The sequence below is a fragment of the Absiella sp. AM29-15 genome, from assembly GCF_003434225.1.
Classification (GTDB): domain Bacteria; phylum Bacillota_I; class Bacilli_A; order Erysipelotrichales; family Erysipelotrichaceae; genus Hoskinsella; species Hoskinsella hominis.
The window spans coordinates 33,940-51,237 of sequence record NZ_QVFL01000024.1; the positions used below are offsets into that span (position 1 = coordinate 33,940).

The following is a 17,298-nucleotide window of genomic DNA, read 5'->3' on the forward strand; positions in this document are numbered from 1 at the left end:
TATTTTACAAATCATCACATGTTATTTGTATTGACGATTACATTGATTGGATGTCCCTCAATATATGCATTTAATGTATTGGAAACCAGCTGTAGTAAGCGCTGTCTTGTTTCTAAACCACGCCATCCCATATGTGGAGTAAGAATCACCTGATCCATTTCGTAGAAAGGATGATCTTCTCTTGGCGGTTCTACTTCTTGTACATCTAATCCTGCCCCCGCAATCTTTTTGTTTTGTAAAGCATGAAGCAATGCCTCCTCATCGATCAGGGCGCCGCGTGATGTATTGATCAAAAATGCTGTACTTTTCATCAAGGATAACGTTTCTTTGTTGATGATATGTTTTGTATCTGGTGTAAGTGGACAGTGTAGAGAAACAAAATCAGCCTGTTTTAGTAATTCTTCTAAAGATACATAGCAAATCCCATCATGATCTTTCTTTGGTGTACGAGTATAAACTAGGATTTTCATATCCAATGCCTGCGCAATTTTTATAACTTCCTTACCAATATTGCCCTCTCCAATAATGCCTAATATCTTATCATTTACTTCCATATGCTCAACCATCATATGCTGTGTAAAATTACGATGATCCTTTTTATGTATCATGTGCAGCTGTTTTGGCATAGAGCTTGCCAGCATCAAAATCAGCATAATTGCTGTATGTGCAACTCTTTTTGTGGAATATGCTGGTGTATTGCAGACCATAATATTACGCTTTCGACATGCTTCTAAATCAATGTTATTATACCCAGTTCCCGCTTCACAAATCATTTTTACACGATCCGGTAGTTGCATAATCATATCTTCACTCACTACATATTCTTTTGTGACGATGATATCTGCCTGCTTCACACGTTCCATAAACTCCGTTTTACTACTATCAGAATAAAAAGTAACTTCTCCCGGTATACATGAGCGATCTAATTTTCCATCATAATCAATTTTATCAATATTTACACAAACGACTTTCATTTTATATTTTTTCCTTTCATATCATAAAATTCTACCTGTACATCTTCTTTTGTGACATTCACAATGGCATAACTTTTATCATTACCATCCATTCCAAACAATAAAGAACCAGGATTCACGATTGTGATTCCATCATAAATTTCCCATACTCGGATATGTGTGTGACCAAAAAAGACGATATCACATTGTTTCTTCTTTGCATAATCAGCAATATGATGATATAAAACATCCATACATACCTGCATGATATCTTCTTTCTCATCGATCATTAAGGAAAAGACTTCCTCCATGACATCTGCTTCAAATATATCTCCATGTACGCATAAAATGCGATGATTTTCTACTTCCACAATTCGCTCTATTGGTAGCTTTAACGCTTTATCATGATTTCCTTTAACCACCACAAAACCATCTAATTCTTTTAACGCAAATCCAATATCACCTAAATCTATTTTTAAATCCACATCCTTATGTTTATGGATCAGTTTTCTAGTATTTTCTAATTCTCCATGCGTATCACTTATTAATAAGATTTTCATAAGACTCACCTGATTTCATTTTTCTATATCTTCATAAAACATATATGTTCCTTTTGTGCGTTTTTCAGAATGCAACCCCAGTATCTTTCTTTCATTATACCGGTGTTGTGATACGATAGCAAGCACAGGAATTATTTTATATAATTATTTTTACGCTATAATGCATAAAATTAAAAAAAGTATTGCATTCTATAAATTTAGATGTTATAATATCAAGGCAAATGCGGATGTGGTGAAACTGGCAGACACGCTAGACTTAGGATCTAGTGCTTCGGCGTGCAGGTTCGATTCCTGTCATCCGCACCATTGTATAAATGAACTTCGAGGAATCGAAGTTTTTTTATATTTCATGCAAGATATCATTTTATCACAAAAGTCTGCATTTCATATACTCATCATATGTATACTCACATAAACGATATTTTTAATTTTATCGACCAACGTTGATAAAAAAAAGATGATAAGAAAAACACAGTAAATAACATCCTACGAATGATTTCTACATTTGAAATTTCCATCATCTATTCTAATTCCTATCTCTTTCATTTTTCAATATTTTTCTCTAAACTTATACTTCGACAATATCAGCTTCATTCCCATGTTCACGAATTAGATGAATAAGCTGATCTGCTTGTATCCATATTGTCGCAGTATTATCATTTGGATGTACGCCAATGATATTACCGGCAAATTCAGAATCCATATAAAAATGTACTTTACAATCTATATCATTCAAAATACCAAGTGGTGTTACAGAGCCAGGAGTTAATCCCATAATTGCCATTAGATCATCTGCCGAAGCGAAAGAAAGTGGTCTTAAACCCAATTGTTTACGAAAGTTTTTTAAATCAACCCTTTTATCCCCTTTAACAGAAATTAAATAATAATTGCGTTTCTTATCATCTCGAACAAATAGATTCTTAGCATCCCATTCAGGATAAAGAAGCTTTACAGAGTCTAATTCTCCCATATTGAAAACCGCTTTATGCTCATTTACTTCATAACTTATTTGATGTTTCTTTAGATATTGATATATTTCTTCTTTATTCATAACTATTCCTCTTTAATTATTTCAATAACCTGATACTACATCATCCATTATCAATGTAGTATTTGTTTAATTATACCACAAATTAAGCTGAATGCTTTATCTAAATTATTGCCTGTAACCATACATCAAATAGCATAAGAATCTTTCAAATTTTAAACTTCTATTTATTTTTTTCTCATTAATCGAGCTTTTATTGGTCCAATCATAAATTTCAAAATCAATGATAAAAGCAGAACAAATATGAATAGAAAAGATTTTGTATAGAATAATGCATCTGCAATTATAAGCATCGCTACAACACAACCAGATATTAGAAATAGTAATTTCTTTTTTCTTATATTCAAGCTGCTATCAGCTAAAGTAAATTCTTTCCAATGTAACATCATCAACTCTTCATTATCCATATAGAAGATAGAAAATGATGCAGTTATATACAAAACAGCGATTCCAATAAGAAGGAAAAAATTTAAAGATATATTATTTGAAGTATACAAAAATTCCTGATAGATCCAATATAAATCAAATCCTACAAATAATATAAAGATTATGTTTATTATGATTTTGTTTTTTAAAAGATAAATATTTCCAGCTTTATCTCCAAGTAACTTTGTTTTATCGCTTTTTTGTGACATGAACTTGGGCATAAAAAACCAAAGGATATATGCAATCGCTGGGGCAATAAGATATGTATATTTTGATCCCCACCCATCAACTCCTTCAAAATGTGTATGGGTAGGTACTCTGTCTGGTAAGAAAAACAAACTAACAAAAGTTATTATAAACATCAAAGTAGCTAAAACAAAATTAATGTTATTATATTTTTTCATAAAATTCAGCCCTTTCTATTTCTATGTGATTTTAGTTTAAATTTAGTATCATGAAAACTACGTTAATAGTATAGTTCTTTTGAAAAAAACACAATAATAATTCTTAAATATAAAATCTTCTAATACACACATAAATTCTAACCAAAAACAGCCAGAAGTACTCCACCTCTATACTTAGCATAAATAATGTAAGTTCATACTATGGGAAATTATGAAATGGATTAAAACTTACAGGATTAATTATACATAAAACAACGTAATTTTCTAATAATATCTAAAAAAGTTTCCGGCTTATTTTTTAACGCCAGAAACTTTTTCATTTTACGATTTCTTATATCGTTTATAAAGTATGACACCATACACTGTCAATATCATTCCAAGTACAAGTCCTATGATTCTAAAAATCATGGGGCCAAAAAGATTCAGATCGGTATCCAAAACTTTCTTAGAATAAATATCAGCGACAATACTTGCGAAATCAAAAACCATAATGCCTTCTATGGTTATAATCAGCAACATAATCCTCTTGATTTTTCTTTGATTCACCACCAGATCACCGCTTTCATTTATTGATTACTATTTACACAACGCTTTTTTTAAATCATTCACATAGGTTTCCTGTTGCTTTTTTAAATAACCTTTCACAAAAGGTTTCATAAATACCTTTTTAGCTGTGACATCCTCTGTAAAATCAATTTCTACACCATCCGCTAACTGATTGAAAATACCTGTCCAGTGCCCGCTCATATTGCTGTTGTCCATATCAAATTCATAACGATATGGCTCCTTCACTGTGATTGTAAATGTTGTAGGATAATCATCCTTGGTGTATTCAACAAACTGCTTTTCATTAACGATTTCAATTCGACTAATATCACTTCTCCATGCATAATTTTCTAAAGAAGTCACAATCTCCCAAACATCTTTTATGTTACTATTTAATGTTGTTTTCATATTTGATACTGTCATCTTTTATCCCTCCATTTATCATTGATTATATCATAGATGACAAAACTATTCTTGTAAGATGTGCACATGCCTGTAAATTATCCGTTTGCATAATATATCCCTTTATCTTTTAGAAATTCCAAGGTTTTCAAAATATTCATGTAATTGATATGTTTTCTCAAATTCCTCTTTTGTGATCACCTGTGCTAAAAAATCTTCATCCTGATTGATTTCATCCACTTGGGGTACAGGTGCTTCTGTGACAAATTCGCATCCTTCATCTAATCCTAAAGATATTCTGCCATTTGAAAACACCTCAATCATTCTTCTCGCATAGCGCTCATTTTCTAAATCTACCTCATAGAAAAGGATCACCGGTGTTTCATCATCAATATAGTTCCAATTGCATTTTATGTATTCATATCGTTCCATTGTTATCACCTTATATTAGTTTTATCGTACCATACAGAAAGGCCTATGTAAAGATAGAAAAATTATTATAAAATATATTCTTTCATTATCTGATCCTCCAACATCCAGACTTTTTCACATAGTGCTTGTATAAAATATCGATCATGGGATACCACCAAAAGGGTACCAGCAAAGGCCTGAAGATTTTCTTCGATAATATCAATACTGGTGAAGTCTAAATGATTGGTTGGCTCATCTAAAATTATCATATTGATTTCTTTTGATAACATTTCTGCTAGTTTCAATCTAGTTTTCTCCCCACCGCTTAATGCTTTTAAATGCTTCATCATATCGATGTGATCAAATCCATATTTCATTAGATAACGCCTTGTATCTTCTTCATTCATACAAAGTTCTTTTTTCGCATATTCCAATATCGTCATATCTTTAGGAAAGCTGATCATCTGAGGTAGATATCCAATAGCGATATGATTGCCGTATTGGATACTACCTTCTTGAATTTCTTCAATTCCCATAATTAATTTGATCAGCGTACTTTTTCCTGTGCCATTTTCTCCACATATTGCTACACGTTCTTTAAAACAAAGCGTGGCATTTACATGTTCAAATAATAGCTTATCAAAACAGTGCCCCAGTTCCTTTATTTCCAACACATGTTTAGATGAACGTTTTGCCATGGATAAAGTAAAGTCCATATTCCTTTGAATCAGTCTTGGACGCCTCATGCGTTCTATTTTATCTAAACGTTTTTCTAACATTTTGGCTTTCTTGAAGAATTTTTCATTATCGCCTTCTCTGCCCCATTGACGAAACTGACGAATCGCCGCTTCTAATCGTTTGATTTCATTTTGTTGTGCTTCATAATCTTCCTGCATACGTAAGAAGCGTTCGTTTTTTTCTTTTCGATATACATCATAATTTCCATGGTATACAGATAATTCTCCATAACTGATTTCGTATATTTTTGATACACAATGATTGAGAAATGTACGATCATGTGATACGACGATGATGGTTTGTTTATCATTTGCCAGAAAGTTTTCCAGCCATGCTATCCCTTTAAAATCCAAATGATTGGTTGGCTCATCCAATAATAAAACATCTGGTCTTTCCAATAAACGCCGTGCAAGATTCACTCTTGCTTTTTCTCCTCCACTCAACACTTCATACTCACTGTATAACAACGATGAGAACTGAAGTCCATGGGCAATCTGATCCACAAAGGTAAAGATATGATAGCCATCCAGCTGTTCAAAACGCTCTTGTATGTTGCCATATTTTTTTAATAACTGTTCTAGTTCTACCTCATCAACTTTTTCCATAGCTTTCTCTAAGGCTTCCATCTTTTTTTTCAAATGCATGATATCGCTGTAAGTCTGCATCAGATATGCTTCCACAGTGCCCGAAAATTCATCAAAGTTTTGATTCAAATACGCAATTTTGGTATGTTTTGATACAATGCGTTCTCCTTCCTGAATGTTTTCTATTCCTGCAATTACCTTTAACAGCGTTGATTTCCCACATCCGTTTTCACCCACAATGGCGATATGCTCGCCATCTGTAATTTTCATTGTTAAGTCATCTAATATGATATCCTGTGTATAGGATTTTGTAATATTTTGTAAATGTATTGTCATAAATGTTTTCCTTTCTTTTTTCTATGGGAAAACAAAAAGCCCGCCAGTAAAAAAGCGGGACATCGTCAATACATTATAATGGTATGTTCTTTTGATGGCTGGCTTTTACTCATTGTTTTCCCGAAATATTGACGCACTTGTCCCTATAATCGAAAAAACAGTGAATGTTATCGTACGACAAAAAACATCCTGATTATGCATTTTATCCAAAATGATATCTTTTATCTTACGATTCATAAGCCATCCACCTCCTTTATGCCTACTGTTTTAGTTTATTAGAATTTCAAATGAAAGTCAAGCTTTCATTTTTTATGCACGGTGCATGATAGAATGATATTTGTGGCAAGTGCTACACTTCCTGTGATCAAACATATGTTTGACATGGCTGGATGATAGGTTTGTTTTAATTTTGCTGATGCAAGGATAAATCCAATAGAGCCTCCATAAGAAAGTGTTTTTGCGATTATACGCGCAGGTCGATGTTTCATTGTTGATTCTAAAGTATCATCCAGTTTTTGCGCAGCATTTTCTACTGCCGTTTCAATTTTTTCTCCACCACGTTCCATCATTTCTTCAAATTTTTCTTCTGTCATTTTCATTTCCTCCTATGATGTTTGTAATTTTCGTTTGAATAGTACTTGTGATAAACCAAAACAAATAACAATAAAGACCACACACCACATCATACCTAATAAATAATCCTGTATATAGAACACTTCTCCCATAAATAGAGCCCGTAAAGAATCAATGATGGGAGTCATAGGCTGATATTTCGCAAATACTGCCAATGCTACAGGCATACTGTCCACAGATACAAAACCTGAGCTAAGATAAGGTAGAACAGATATGAATACTGCACAAGCACCGGCACCTTCAGGCCCTTGTGCAAGCAATCCAAATAATATGCTCATCCATGAAATCATTAATATAAACATTGCCAACAACAAAATAATCAGTAACATATTATGCATTTGCATATCCGGACGAAATCCTACAATATATGCAATTCCAAGTATTATCCCCGTTGTCACAATACTCCTGAAAAAAGCCTCAATGATGTGCCCTAACAAAATTGATGATTTCATGATTGGCATCGTATAAAAACGATGGATAATCCCTGAATGGATATCATTATTTATGGCGATTGCTGTATTAGAACCACATTGTCCGATACACTGAATCAAAATACCCGGTACAATATAATTTACATAAGACATGCCTTCCACATGCATTGAGCCACCTAATACATACACAAATAAAATCATCATCAAACTGGGTGTTACCACACTTGTTAATATGGTATCCAGATTTCGTATTGAAATCTTTATCCTTCTACAAGACATAGTTTTCATATCCTTGAATAATTCCATCATAATGTTTCCTCCATCATTTTCATATATACATCTTCAATCGTTGTCTGTTTCAAGTGAAGATCCTGTAATGGGATATCTGCCTGTTTGATACTTTGCAGGATATCAATTACATCATTTACCGTATCGGTGAATGTAATTGAAATGGTAAAACTTTCTTCATTGGATTGTTTTGTATAATGGCTTAAAATATCCCAAGTCTTATTAAATGCCTTTTGATCATTAAGCTGTAGCTCCAACACATGCTTCGGCAATGTCATTTTTAATTCTTGTGGTGTTCCTTCCAGCTTGATTTTACCTTCATGCAGGATGGCGATATGATCTGCCAGAGCTTCAGCTTCTTCTAAATACTGCGTTGTCAGAAATATGGTGACACCACTTTTCTTCAGATTTTTCACAATATCCCACATAGCTCTTCGACTTTGTGGATCGAGTCCGGTTGTCGGCTCATCCAGAAAGATAATAGAAGGCTTGTGCACAAGACTCATAGCGATATCCAATTTTCTTCGCATACCACCAGAATATGTAGAAACTCTTTTATCTTTAGATGAATCTAACGAGAAATAATTTAATAATTTTAGTGCCTGTATTTTTGGATCCTTGATATGGTATAAATTACCCATCATAACTAAATTTTCATATCCACTCAATGCTTCATCTACTGCAGCAAACTGCCCTGTCAAACTGATTTGTTCATGTATCTTTTTTACATCCTTCAAGATATCATAACCACCTGCGTAAGCCATACCTTCATCAGGTTTTAAAAGGGTCGTTAATATTTTGATGGTTGTTGTTTTGCCAGCACCATTAGCTCCTAATAAGGAAAATATCGTGCCTTTCTCTACCTGAAAATCTACGCCGTTTAGTACTGATTTGTCTTTAAATCGTTTTTTCAATCCTTTTACTTCTAATGCATATGTATGATTTTTCATATATCTCCTTCCATAACATACATACAGTATGTATGTTTTATCTTAAAAATAAAATTGCTACTTGGCAATCTTATTTCCTTCTGCAATTTGATCAATCATATGTTCCATATACGCAATGATCTCATCGTCAAATACAGGCAATCCTAATTTTTCATACAATTCTTTACTGAAATACAGCCGAAGTTTCATTTCCTGTGGATCACATGGAAATATTACTGGTGCCAGCCATAAATCGGAAAACATCATCATAAACTCTGAAGCTGTTTTTGTATATTTGGAATCTAATGTAATAGAACCATCCTGAATACCTTCTTCAATCAGCTCTTGAAACATCGGAGCCACCACTCTTTGATTGGTTTCTAAACAATCTACCAAAATTCTTGGATTTTTCAAAAGCGGTAAACTCATCATATTTACATTTTTCACATCCTGATTATGAAACTGATACTTAATGACTTGTTTCAACTTTTCCAAACCATTCAGATTTTTTTCATGGCGTATTTTCTCAAATGGATTGTTCTCTAAAAACATACGATCATTAATCGCATTTAATACTTCTTCTTTTGATTTAAAATGGTGATAAAAAGCACCTCTTGTCAAACCACCCAACTGATCTACGATATCTAATATCGTCGTTTCTTCATACCCTTTTTCAAGAAATAATTTCAAAGAAACATCAAGAATTTTTTGAACAGTTGCTTCTGATCGTTTATATCCTGCCATAATACCTCCATATAAAAACATACACTGTGTACGTTTTTATATTAACATACATCGTGTATGTATTCAACCTTTATTTTTCATCAATTGAAATTTCTACAACTATACCATCCGGATCATTTACTCTGAAATATTTTGGTTTAGGGCCCTGATCAATGATATCTGTAGGTGTGTAGCCTGCTTTTTCTACTTTTTCTCTTAACATTTCAAGTGGTATTTGTGAAGTAAAACTCATAACCATGCCTTTCACGGAAACACTTTCTGTATCATCAAAATGGATCAACTCTAACATTGTTTCATCTTGCCCATTTGCCATAAATACGATTTTCCCATCACCTGGATGCATTTTTCTTATAACCTTTAAACCTACCAGTTCTTCATAAAACATTACTGATTTTTCAATATCTTTTACCATGATGGTAATATAATTTAGTTTCATATGATACCTCCTTGAATGAGATAATGATATCCTATTTTCTAATCCTTTACAAATAAAAAAAGCATAAGCTCTATCAAAGCATATGCTTTTCAACACTTTATATATTATTACCATTTGTTTTAATCACTTGTTGATACCAGTAAAATGAATCTTTACGTTTTCTTTCTAAGGTTCCCTGACCTAAATCATCTTTATCTACATAAATAAAACCATAGCGCTTTTTCATTTCACCTGTTCCTACAGAGATTAAATCGATAGGTCCCCACGTTGTATATCCAATCACATCTACAAAATCATCTTCTATCGCTTTTTTTAATTCTTTAATATGATCTTTTAGAAAATTTATACGGTAATCATCGTGAATTTCTCCTTGTGAATTAATTTTATCAACGGCTCCCAGACCATTTTCAACAACAAATAATGGTATTTGATATCGATCATATAATTCATTTAAAGCAATTCTAAGTCCTATAGCATCAATTGGCCATCCCCAATCAGTTCTTTTTAAATACATATTTTTTCTATCTACCTTACAATCACTATCAGATGTAGCTGATGCAATTGATGAAAAGTAATAGCTAAATCCTATGAAATCAACTTTACCATCCTCTAAAATCCTAGAATCTTCATCACTTATTTTAAAATCAATTTTCATTCTTTTTAATTGAGCTTTACATAAATTTGTATATCTTCCCTTTGCCATAATATCTGTATAATAGAAATTAGGCATCATCTGATAGCGTTGTGCCATGATATCCATTGGATTACAAGTCTTTGGATAGGTAGTCGGATATTGTATCATGCATCCAATTTTAAATTTTGAATTTATTTCATGACCAAGTTTGACGACTTTTGCAGAAGCTAGAAACATATGGTGACTAGCTAAAACTTTGATAAAATCCGGATTTTCTCCTTCATGAAATAAAAGACCAGCTTGATTATATGGTTCTTTCTTATTCATAATTTCATTTATTTCATTAAAAGTCATCCAATACTCTACTTTATCTTTATAACGTTCAAATACTACTTTACAAAATCTCACAAAGAATTCAATCAGCTTTTCATTTCGCCATGATCCATATGCTTGTACAAGATGCAATGGTGTTTCATAATGTGATAATGTGATAATTGGTTTTATATCATGCGATAATAATTCATCAATTACATGGTCATAAAATATTAGGCCATTCTCATTTGGTTCTTCTTCATCACCATTTGGAAATATTCTGGGCCAGTTGATAGAAAGTCTTAAACATTTAAATCCCATTTCTGAAAACAGAGCAATATCTTCTTTATATCGATGATAAAAGTCTATGGCTTCATGACTTGGATAATAAACACCAGCTTTTATTTCATTATGTATTTCTCTATGTCCTTTTCCCAAAGAACATAATTGTACATCCGCAATACTTAATCCTTTACCATTTTCTAAATATGCCCCTTCACATTGATTTGCGGCAATGGCACCGCCCCATAAAAAATCTTTTCTCATATATTTATACACGTGATATAATCACTACGCTCCTTATTCTATATCTTTAGAAACCTGTTTATTAGACATTAATACAAATGGCGTATAGATAATACAGCCAACGATGATAACGATCAGTGTCAATAAAATTGCCTGCCATTGTCCGCTAAATGCTAAGAATTGTTGAATAAACATAGGCATACCTGCTATAGATTCAACATAAGAAGCTTGTAAAAAGCCAGAAGTTATTGCATAATATCCTATATTGCAAGTAATTAATGGTGCTAATACAAATGGAATCAAGAATGTTGGATTCAACATGATTGGTAATCCAAAAACCATTGGTTCTGAGATACCACAAATAATAGGAATCATTGATATTTTTGTAATGTCCCGATATTCTTGACGCTTGGAAAATGCAAGAATGGACAGCGCAAGGGAAATAACAATTCCCCCACCACCAAGGTTTATGAATAAATGAACAAATGCCAGTGTATAAAATTCTTTAGGTACTAATCCTGAAGCTACTGCTGCAATATTAGCAGCTAACGCTGCTGCACGTACAGGTTTAGCTATTACATTCATTGCCATATGTCCATGAATACCGGTCCACCATAATAATTGAGATAAAATAACAATAATACTGACTCCTAATTGTGAACCTACAACTTGATTAAATGGTAATTGTATCACATTATAAATAATCGTATTGATATACATACCTGTTGCTCCATACAATGTTCCTGAAATAAAGCCAAAAACGGTTAAAGTTATCCAAGCAGGAATTAAAGCATTAAAACTATTTACAATCATTGGTGGTACTGATTCAGGCAATTTTATTTTTATTTTCTCAAAGTTCATTAATTTTGAAAATAAAGTTACTGAAAATATACCTACAAAAAAGCTTAAAAATAATGCGGAGGCTCCCATATTTCCTGCAATATTTTCTTGATCAAGCATTACCATAAAACAGCTTGTAGCGATAATAGCACAAATGAGTGGTTTTTGTCCTTCTTTATCACCTAAAACATATCCTACAAGAAAAACTGTCCAAAGTGCCATACATGAAATACAAGCAAAATTCACTGTGGTAAATATTTTAGAATAATTAGATAACCATTTTAAGCTTTCAAATTGTGCTAAGCCAGTAGTAGAACAAATATAAATATTAAATAATAAAGCAAATGATCCCACAATAATAATAGGCATCATCATTGTAAAGGCATCGCGAATTGTACAAATATATTTATTACTATTCATAAAATTGGCGATTGGCAATAAAAATTTTTCCATTGTTGCTGTAAATCTTTCCATAATTTTCCCTTTCTCTCTATGCTTTCTGCATTCATGTCTTAAAGGTTTCTTTCTAATTTATAATTCATCTCCTTTTTGTTATCCAAAATAAAAACCTTCTTTCGACACTTGCATTATACTGAAAGAAGGTTTTAAAAGATATAGTTTCAAAATGCATTGAAACAGTGTTTCAAATTTTAGATATTTTTCAGTATTTATTATGAAACACTGTTTATTTTTCTACTATGGAATCATTAATGATCGGATTATTTGACTTGCGATACCCTTCATTAGCTTTTACACTTTCAAGTTTCATTTGATAATGTTGATCATAATTTTGTAAAAAATATGCTGAATATAATGCATCTAATAAGAAACTAACGGATATATGCGTACTAAAATCTCCCACATTATGAAATAAATTTTCTTTTGTAGAAATGATAAGTTTACATGACGAATAAGTAGATAATGTATTTTCTCCAAATGATGATATGATAATCATAGGTACTTTACGATCTTTACAAATATTAGCAATTTTTAATATTTTCTCTGTTTCTCCAGAATATGATATAAGAATCGCTATATCCCCATCATGTAAAGCATTGGCCTCATATAATTGATAATTTAGATTACTTGATATATACACTGGTTTCTTTATTTTTAACATTTTTTCTCTAAATGATTCCGCAATATTTAATGTTGTTCCATATGAAAAAATATGTATAGCATCACTTTTCTTTAATAAGTTTACTGCTAATTTTAAAGAGTCCTGCTTTAATAACGATAATGTATCTTGTATGGTATCCATATAAAGATTTGATAATTTATTTACAGCTGTTATTTCTGTATCTTCTTTCAGGAAAGGAAAATTTACATCCAATTTTCCATATTGCTGATTTAAATAATCAATTTCTTTTAGATACTGTTCTTTAAAATCATCAAAGCCACGAAAGCCTAACTTTTTACAAAATCGTATCGTAGTTGCAGGTGAAGTATATGTAGCTTCAGCTATACTTCTGGTTGAGCTTTTTTCAATACGTTTTCCTAAAGCTAGAACATAATCCGCAACGCACGTTTCATTATAAGACATATCTTTTTTTTGGTTTAATTTTTCTATAATCAGCATGTTATCCCTTCCATCTTTCTAATAAGCATATTTTATCAACAATAAAAAATATTGTAAATATAAAAGTACTATATCTGATATCCTTAACATATTATTACGATTCTGATAGCTTCATTGACATTCCTTTCCAATTATATAATAATGAATCTATAAAAAGGAGAATCTTATGAAGAAAAAATACATAGGTATCGTGATACTTGCACTTATCTTGTTAGGATTTATACTGTTTTTTTCTAGCCATAAGCCATCCGATATCCACTTACTTGATGATAATTCCATCGATATTTCTGATTCATTAAAACAAACGCTTCAAACGGATTTAAAAAAGAAAAGTGAAAGCTTACAGCCCATCATTCAGAAAGATGCTATGGATGGCATACGTAAAGATATGAGTATTCCTGCTCTATCAAAAGCAGGCGTGAAAGCTATTTATGAAAAGCTTTTGGATGAAAATAGTTGTGTTAATGATGAACAGGGATACTATGATTTACAAGGGCGTGATCATTTTTTATCTTTCTGGAAAGATTATCAGGCGAAAAAAGATACAAAACTTACACACTATACAATATCCTCAACTGGTGGTATTCGTCGAGATGATTTCATCTATCAACATGATGTCTTGTATCTGATTTCCACATCCCTTTATTATGATAATGGAAAAGCGATCATATCAGATACCAATGGATGGAAGATAGAAAAAGCTGACTATGATACATATGGCTATTTTTCATATAAAAAAATCGTATTGGAAAAGCCTTTTGATTTAGGTGATATTACCAATGGATATTTTCGTGTAGATCCTATGGATGAAACATTGCGTACCTATACCAATACTTATATCACCCCTATTGAGTATGACTGTAATAATCTGTTTGTGATGGATTGGGATGAAAACAGTGTGGACAAACTTTGTTTTAACGATTTGGTAGAATACCTGTATCCCATAGAGCATCAACAAGCAATACCTGAAAAGTATATGAAAGATAGTGGTCAACAGTATATCAGCTATATCGATGCAAATGTATTTGAAGACCTCGTGCATCAATATTTTGATATTGATACTTCCATACTTCGATCACAAAATTATTATTGTGAAACCCAGCATGCCTATCCTTACGCAGAATTATATTGTATCGCTTCTCATGTCGCTACACCAAGACTTCGACCAGAAGTTGTCAAAGCACAAAAAGAAAAAAATATACTAACATTAACCATTCATGCGACTGGATATGAAAAAGGATATCCTGTTGCTTATACACACATTGTGAAAATTGAATTGCTGGATGATGGCAGCTATCACTATATATCAAATCATATCGAGCCAGATGACAACAATCAGATACCAAAATATGCACCGGGTATTACAAATAAATCCCAAAAGGAAGGTGGTTGTTTATGAAAAAAAGAATGATTCTATTGGATGTGTTATTATGCATTTTAATAACATTTACAGCTGCTTGTTTTTCTATAAAGCCCCTTGTGGTAAAAACCATATCCACAGATATGAGTGGTACTGCGATTTCGCATCAATTCATGGATTTTGTTTATAAAGAATTTCCGAATGCTGCCTCAAATGATATGCTGATGGTGCAAAATAAGCTTGCGGAAAGTAAAGCCATAGAAAACATTACTGGCAAGTATATTGATCAAATTATCAAAAACCGTGGTAAAACTAGCACATTATATACAAGTCCAAAAGATATTGATCGCTTACGTGATGAAGCGATATCTATTATCGAAGACAATATTGGCATTAAGGTTACAGATACTCAGAAACAATCCCTTCAAAATATGATTGATGAACATAAAGATACTATGATATCCCAGTTAGAATCCACAATCAGTTACTTTAGCTCTATGGCTTCAAATCCACAATACGGCTTTTTATTTCAACTCTATGCGATAGGAACTTCTCTGTTGTTTCAATTTGTCTGTGTCCTCTTGTCAATAGCTTGTGCCTATTTATTGATACGTCAATCCACACTTGAAAAGGCAGTTTATCATATCGCAATCTGTTGTATCATCTCGGCTGTTTGCCTGTATGCTGTAATACCAAATATCGCTGATTCTATCCTTGCGACATTAGCAAATCATATTCTTGGAAGAACGACTTTCTTTAATTTCTCACCTATGAAAACAGCTGGTATGATATTGATCATACTTGCGATAATTGCAGGCATCATTGGCTTATTTCTTCATCATAAAGATGTCAACACACAAGAAACCATTCATCTGGCCTAAAAAGGAATCATGCATTGATTCCTTTTATAATATCTAAATCATGAAAACTTTCACATATCCTATGCGCATCAGGATATAAATATAAAAATTGTATTGTATTTTTCTTGTAGAGCTTTCTTTCAGATTCATGATATGCGTTTTGTTGCAGGTATAAAAGGTTGTTTAATAGTAATTGTAATAGTGTATCTTTCCATTTTCTTGCCATAAGTATACTCCTCTCTATCTTTTTTTACATTATCATTATAACGAAGTCAGATACTTGTTTCTTTCATTAAAACGTCATATACTATAACAAAAGCGACAAGAAAGAAGGAATCAAATGATTACATCTGTAAACAATATATCAAAGAGCAGAGATGGAAGGCAATTATTTCAGGCAGGCACATCTTTATTTCCTTGTAGTGCATACCATTGTGATATTCATGATTTTATAAGTGGAGATATTGCGCCTCACTGGCATCCGGAAATGGAAATATTCTATTTGGAAGAAGGCTGTGTTACTTTGTCTTTGATTGATCAGGAGGTCAGATTACAGGCTGGTGATGGCTATTTTGTGAATGTAAATGTGTTACATGGTATCATTTGTGAAAGTGAAAGTCCCTGTCGTTATCGTTCCATGGTATTTGATCCATCCTTGCTGTCAGGCGCCCCTGGTAGTGCATTTGACCTATTGTATCTTCATCCTTTCATAGAACAGGGTGCTGGTTTTTATCCATTGTCAGATGCTGTGATCTCATCATATTTTGATGAAGCTTTTCATGCATGTGAAAAAGAAATATATGGTTATGAGTTTATTGTACGGGAAGCATTATCGCATATCCTGCTGATTTTAAAAAACAACCAGACAGTGACTTTGAAAAAGACATTATACCAGCAGGAACAGCGAATGAAACAAATGCTTTTCTGGATTGATGAACACTATCAGGAAAGTATCAGTGTAAAAGAAATCGCTGCAATTGGTGGCATCAGTATAAGAGAATGTCAACGCTCTTTTGCATCTTTTTTACATATTTCCCCTATGCGTTATGTCTTGAAATATCGTATCGCAAAGGCTGCAGAATTATTACTCACACAGGATGTTACAATTACAGAAATAGCTTATCAATGCGGTTTTGAAAGCTCCAGCTATTTCACAAAAGAATTTAAAATGATAATGCAAATGACACCTCGTCAGTTTAGACAAAAGTATTTTATATAATCAAAATATCCATTGATGAAAATATTTGAACATTTTAGCACTCTCCTCTTGTTATTACAGCGTAGCTTTTGTCTTAGTTCATAGAGTGCCGTAAAGTGCC

At 32.4% G+C, this 17,298-nt stretch carries 21 protein-coding genes and 1 tRNA gene; 4 read left to right on the forward strand and 18 right to left on the reverse strand.

Going from position 1 to position 17,298, the window contains the following annotated elements; all coding sequences use genetic code 11:
- Window positions 1-14: 14 nt before the first annotated feature.
- On the reverse strand, window positions 15-974 hold the full coding sequence (locus tag DW761_RS19270; RefSeq protein WP_117451775.1) for a 2-hydroxyacid dehydrogenase: 960 nt from the start codon (window positions 972-974) through the stop codon (window positions 15-17).
- The gene (locus DW761_RS19275) at window positions 971-1,513 is read right to left on the reverse strand and encodes a metallophosphoesterase family protein (RefSeq protein ID WP_117451773.1); all 543 of its coding nucleotides are present in this window, start codon (window positions 1,511-1,513) and stop codon (window positions 971-973) included. Before DW761_RS19275 ends, DW761_RS19270 begins: the two co-directional genes overlap by 4 nt.
- Before the next feature lie 223 nt (window positions 1,514-1,736).
- Here DW761_RS19275 and DW761_RS19280 point away from each other — a divergent pair.
- Window positions 1,737-1,819 (forward strand) — tRNA-Leu (locus DW761_RS19280).
- A gap of 262 nt (window positions 1,820-2,081) precedes the next feature.
- On the opposite strand, the gene DW761_RS19285 is transcribed toward DW761_RS19280, so the two are convergent.
- The 15 genes from DW761_RS19285 to DW761_RS19350 form a co-directional block, all read right to left on the reverse strand.
- Window positions 2,082-2,564, reverse strand: coding sequence for a prolyl-tRNA synthetase associated domain-containing protein (locus tag DW761_RS19285; RefSeq protein ID WP_117519081.1), 483 nt, complete (start codon window positions 2,562-2,564; stop codon window positions 2,082-2,084).
- A 164-nt stretch (window positions 2,565-2,728) separates the two neighbouring features.
- Window positions 2,729-3,391: a DUF1648 domain-containing protein gene (locus DW761_RS19290; RefSeq protein ID WP_117519082.1), complete on the reverse strand. Its 663-nt coding sequence runs from the start codon at window positions 3,389-3,391 to the stop codon at window positions 2,729-2,731.
- A 321-nt stretch (window positions 3,392-3,712) separates the two neighbouring features.
- Window positions 3,713-3,910, reverse strand: coding sequence for a hypothetical protein (locus DW761_RS19295; protein WP_117451767.1), 198 nt, complete (start codon window positions 3,908-3,910; stop codon window positions 3,713-3,715).
- 57 nt (window positions 3,911-3,967) lie between these two features.
- Window positions 3,968-4,360 (reverse strand): SRPBCC family protein, encoded by a 393-nt coding sequence (locus tag DW761_RS19300; protein ID WP_117451765.1) that lies wholly within the window; start codon window positions 4,358-4,360, stop codon window positions 3,968-3,970.
- Window positions 4,361-4,462: 102 nt separating this feature from the next.
- Window positions 4,463-4,771, reverse strand: coding sequence for a DUF6881 domain-containing protein (locus DW761_RS19305; protein ID WP_117451763.1), 309 nt, complete (start codon window positions 4,769-4,771; stop codon window positions 4,463-4,465).
- A 65-nt stretch (window positions 4,772-4,836) separates the two neighbouring features.
- Window positions 4,837-6,408 (reverse strand): ribosomal protection-like ABC-F family protein, encoded by a 1,572-nt coding sequence (abc-f, locus tag DW761_RS19310; protein WP_117451761.1) that lies wholly within the window; start codon window positions 6,406-6,408, stop codon window positions 4,837-4,839.
- Between the two features lie 105 nt (window positions 6,409-6,513).
- Window positions 6,514-6,645: a hypothetical protein gene (locus tag DW761_RS21715; RefSeq protein ID WP_255411977.1), complete on the reverse strand. Its 132-nt coding sequence runs from the start codon at window positions 6,643-6,645 to the stop codon at window positions 6,514-6,516.
- 65 nt (window positions 6,646-6,710) lie between these two features.
- Window positions 6,711-7,001 (reverse strand): hypothetical protein, encoded by a 291-nt coding sequence (locus DW761_RS19315; RefSeq protein ID WP_117451760.1) that lies wholly within the window; start codon window positions 6,999-7,001, stop codon window positions 6,711-6,713.
- A 12-nt stretch (window positions 7,002-7,013) separates the two neighbouring features.
- A complete protein-coding gene (locus tag DW761_RS19320) occupies window positions 7,014-7,781 on the reverse strand; it encodes an ABC transporter permease (protein ID WP_117451758.1) in 768 nt (255 codons plus the stop codon).
- A complete protein-coding gene (locus DW761_RS19325) occupies window positions 7,778-8,710 on the reverse strand; it encodes an ATP-binding cassette domain-containing protein (protein WP_117451756.1) in 933 nt (310 codons plus the stop codon). Before DW761_RS19325 ends, DW761_RS19320 begins: the two co-directional genes overlap by 4 nt.
- A 57-nt stretch (window positions 8,711-8,767) precedes the next feature.
- Window positions 8,768-9,433 (reverse strand): TetR/AcrR family transcriptional regulator, encoded by a 666-nt coding sequence (locus DW761_RS19330; protein WP_117451754.1) that lies wholly within the window; start codon window positions 9,431-9,433, stop codon window positions 8,768-8,770.
- Window positions 9,434-9,503: 70 nt separating this feature from the next.
- Complete coding sequence (locus tag DW761_RS19335; RefSeq protein WP_117451752.1) at window positions 9,504-9,869, reverse strand: VOC family protein; 366 nt, start codon at window positions 9,867-9,869, stop codon at window positions 9,504-9,506.
- 97 nt (window positions 9,870-9,966) lie between these two features.
- Window positions 9,967-11,361: a family 1 glycosylhydrolase gene (locus DW761_RS19340; RefSeq protein WP_117451750.1), complete on the reverse strand. Its 1,395-nt coding sequence runs from the start codon at window positions 11,359-11,361 to the stop codon at window positions 9,967-9,969.
- 33 nt (window positions 11,362-11,394) lie between these two features.
- Complete coding sequence (locus DW761_RS19345) at window positions 11,395-12,654, reverse strand: PTS sugar transporter subunit IIC (RefSeq protein ID WP_117451748.1); 1,260 nt, start codon at window positions 12,652-12,654, stop codon at window positions 11,395-11,397.
- A 211-nt stretch (window positions 12,655-12,865) separates the two neighbouring features.
- Window positions 12,866-13,759, reverse strand: a complete 894-nt coding sequence (locus tag DW761_RS19350) for a MurR/RpiR family transcriptional regulator (RefSeq protein ID WP_117451746.1) — start codon at window positions 13,757-13,759, stop codon at window positions 12,866-12,868.
- A gap of 166 nt (window positions 13,760-13,925) precedes the next feature.
- Here DW761_RS19350 and DW761_RS19355 point away from each other — a divergent pair, with 166 nt between their 5' ends.
- Both DW761_RS19355 and DW761_RS19360 read left to right on the forward strand, forming a co-directional pair.
- Window positions 13,926-15,158 carry a DUF6070 family protein gene (locus DW761_RS19355; RefSeq protein WP_117519083.1) on the forward strand — a complete coding sequence of 411 codons (1,233 nt, stop codon included), beginning with the start codon at window positions 13,926-13,928 and terminating at the stop codon, window positions 15,156-15,158.
- A complete protein-coding gene (locus DW761_RS19360) occupies window positions 15,155-16,000 on the forward strand; it encodes a hypothetical protein (RefSeq protein ID WP_117451742.1) in 846 nt (281 codons plus the stop codon). Before DW761_RS19355 ends, DW761_RS19360 begins: the two co-directional genes overlap by 4 nt.
- A gap of 7 nt (window positions 16,001-16,007) precedes the next feature.
- Here DW761_RS19360 and DW761_RS19365 read toward each other — a convergent pair whose 3' ends face one another.
- A complete protein-coding gene (locus tag DW761_RS19365) occupies window positions 16,008-16,205 on the reverse strand; it encodes a hypothetical protein (protein WP_117451740.1) in 198 nt (65 codons plus the stop codon).
- Between the two features lie 114 nt (window positions 16,206-16,319).
- Here DW761_RS19365 and DW761_RS19370 point away from each other — a divergent pair, with 114 nt between their 5' ends.
- Complete coding sequence (locus DW761_RS19370) at window positions 16,320-17,198, forward strand: helix-turn-helix transcriptional regulator (protein ID WP_117451738.1); 879 nt, start codon at window positions 16,320-16,322, stop codon at window positions 17,196-17,198.
- Window positions 17,199-17,298 lie beyond the last annotated feature (100 nt).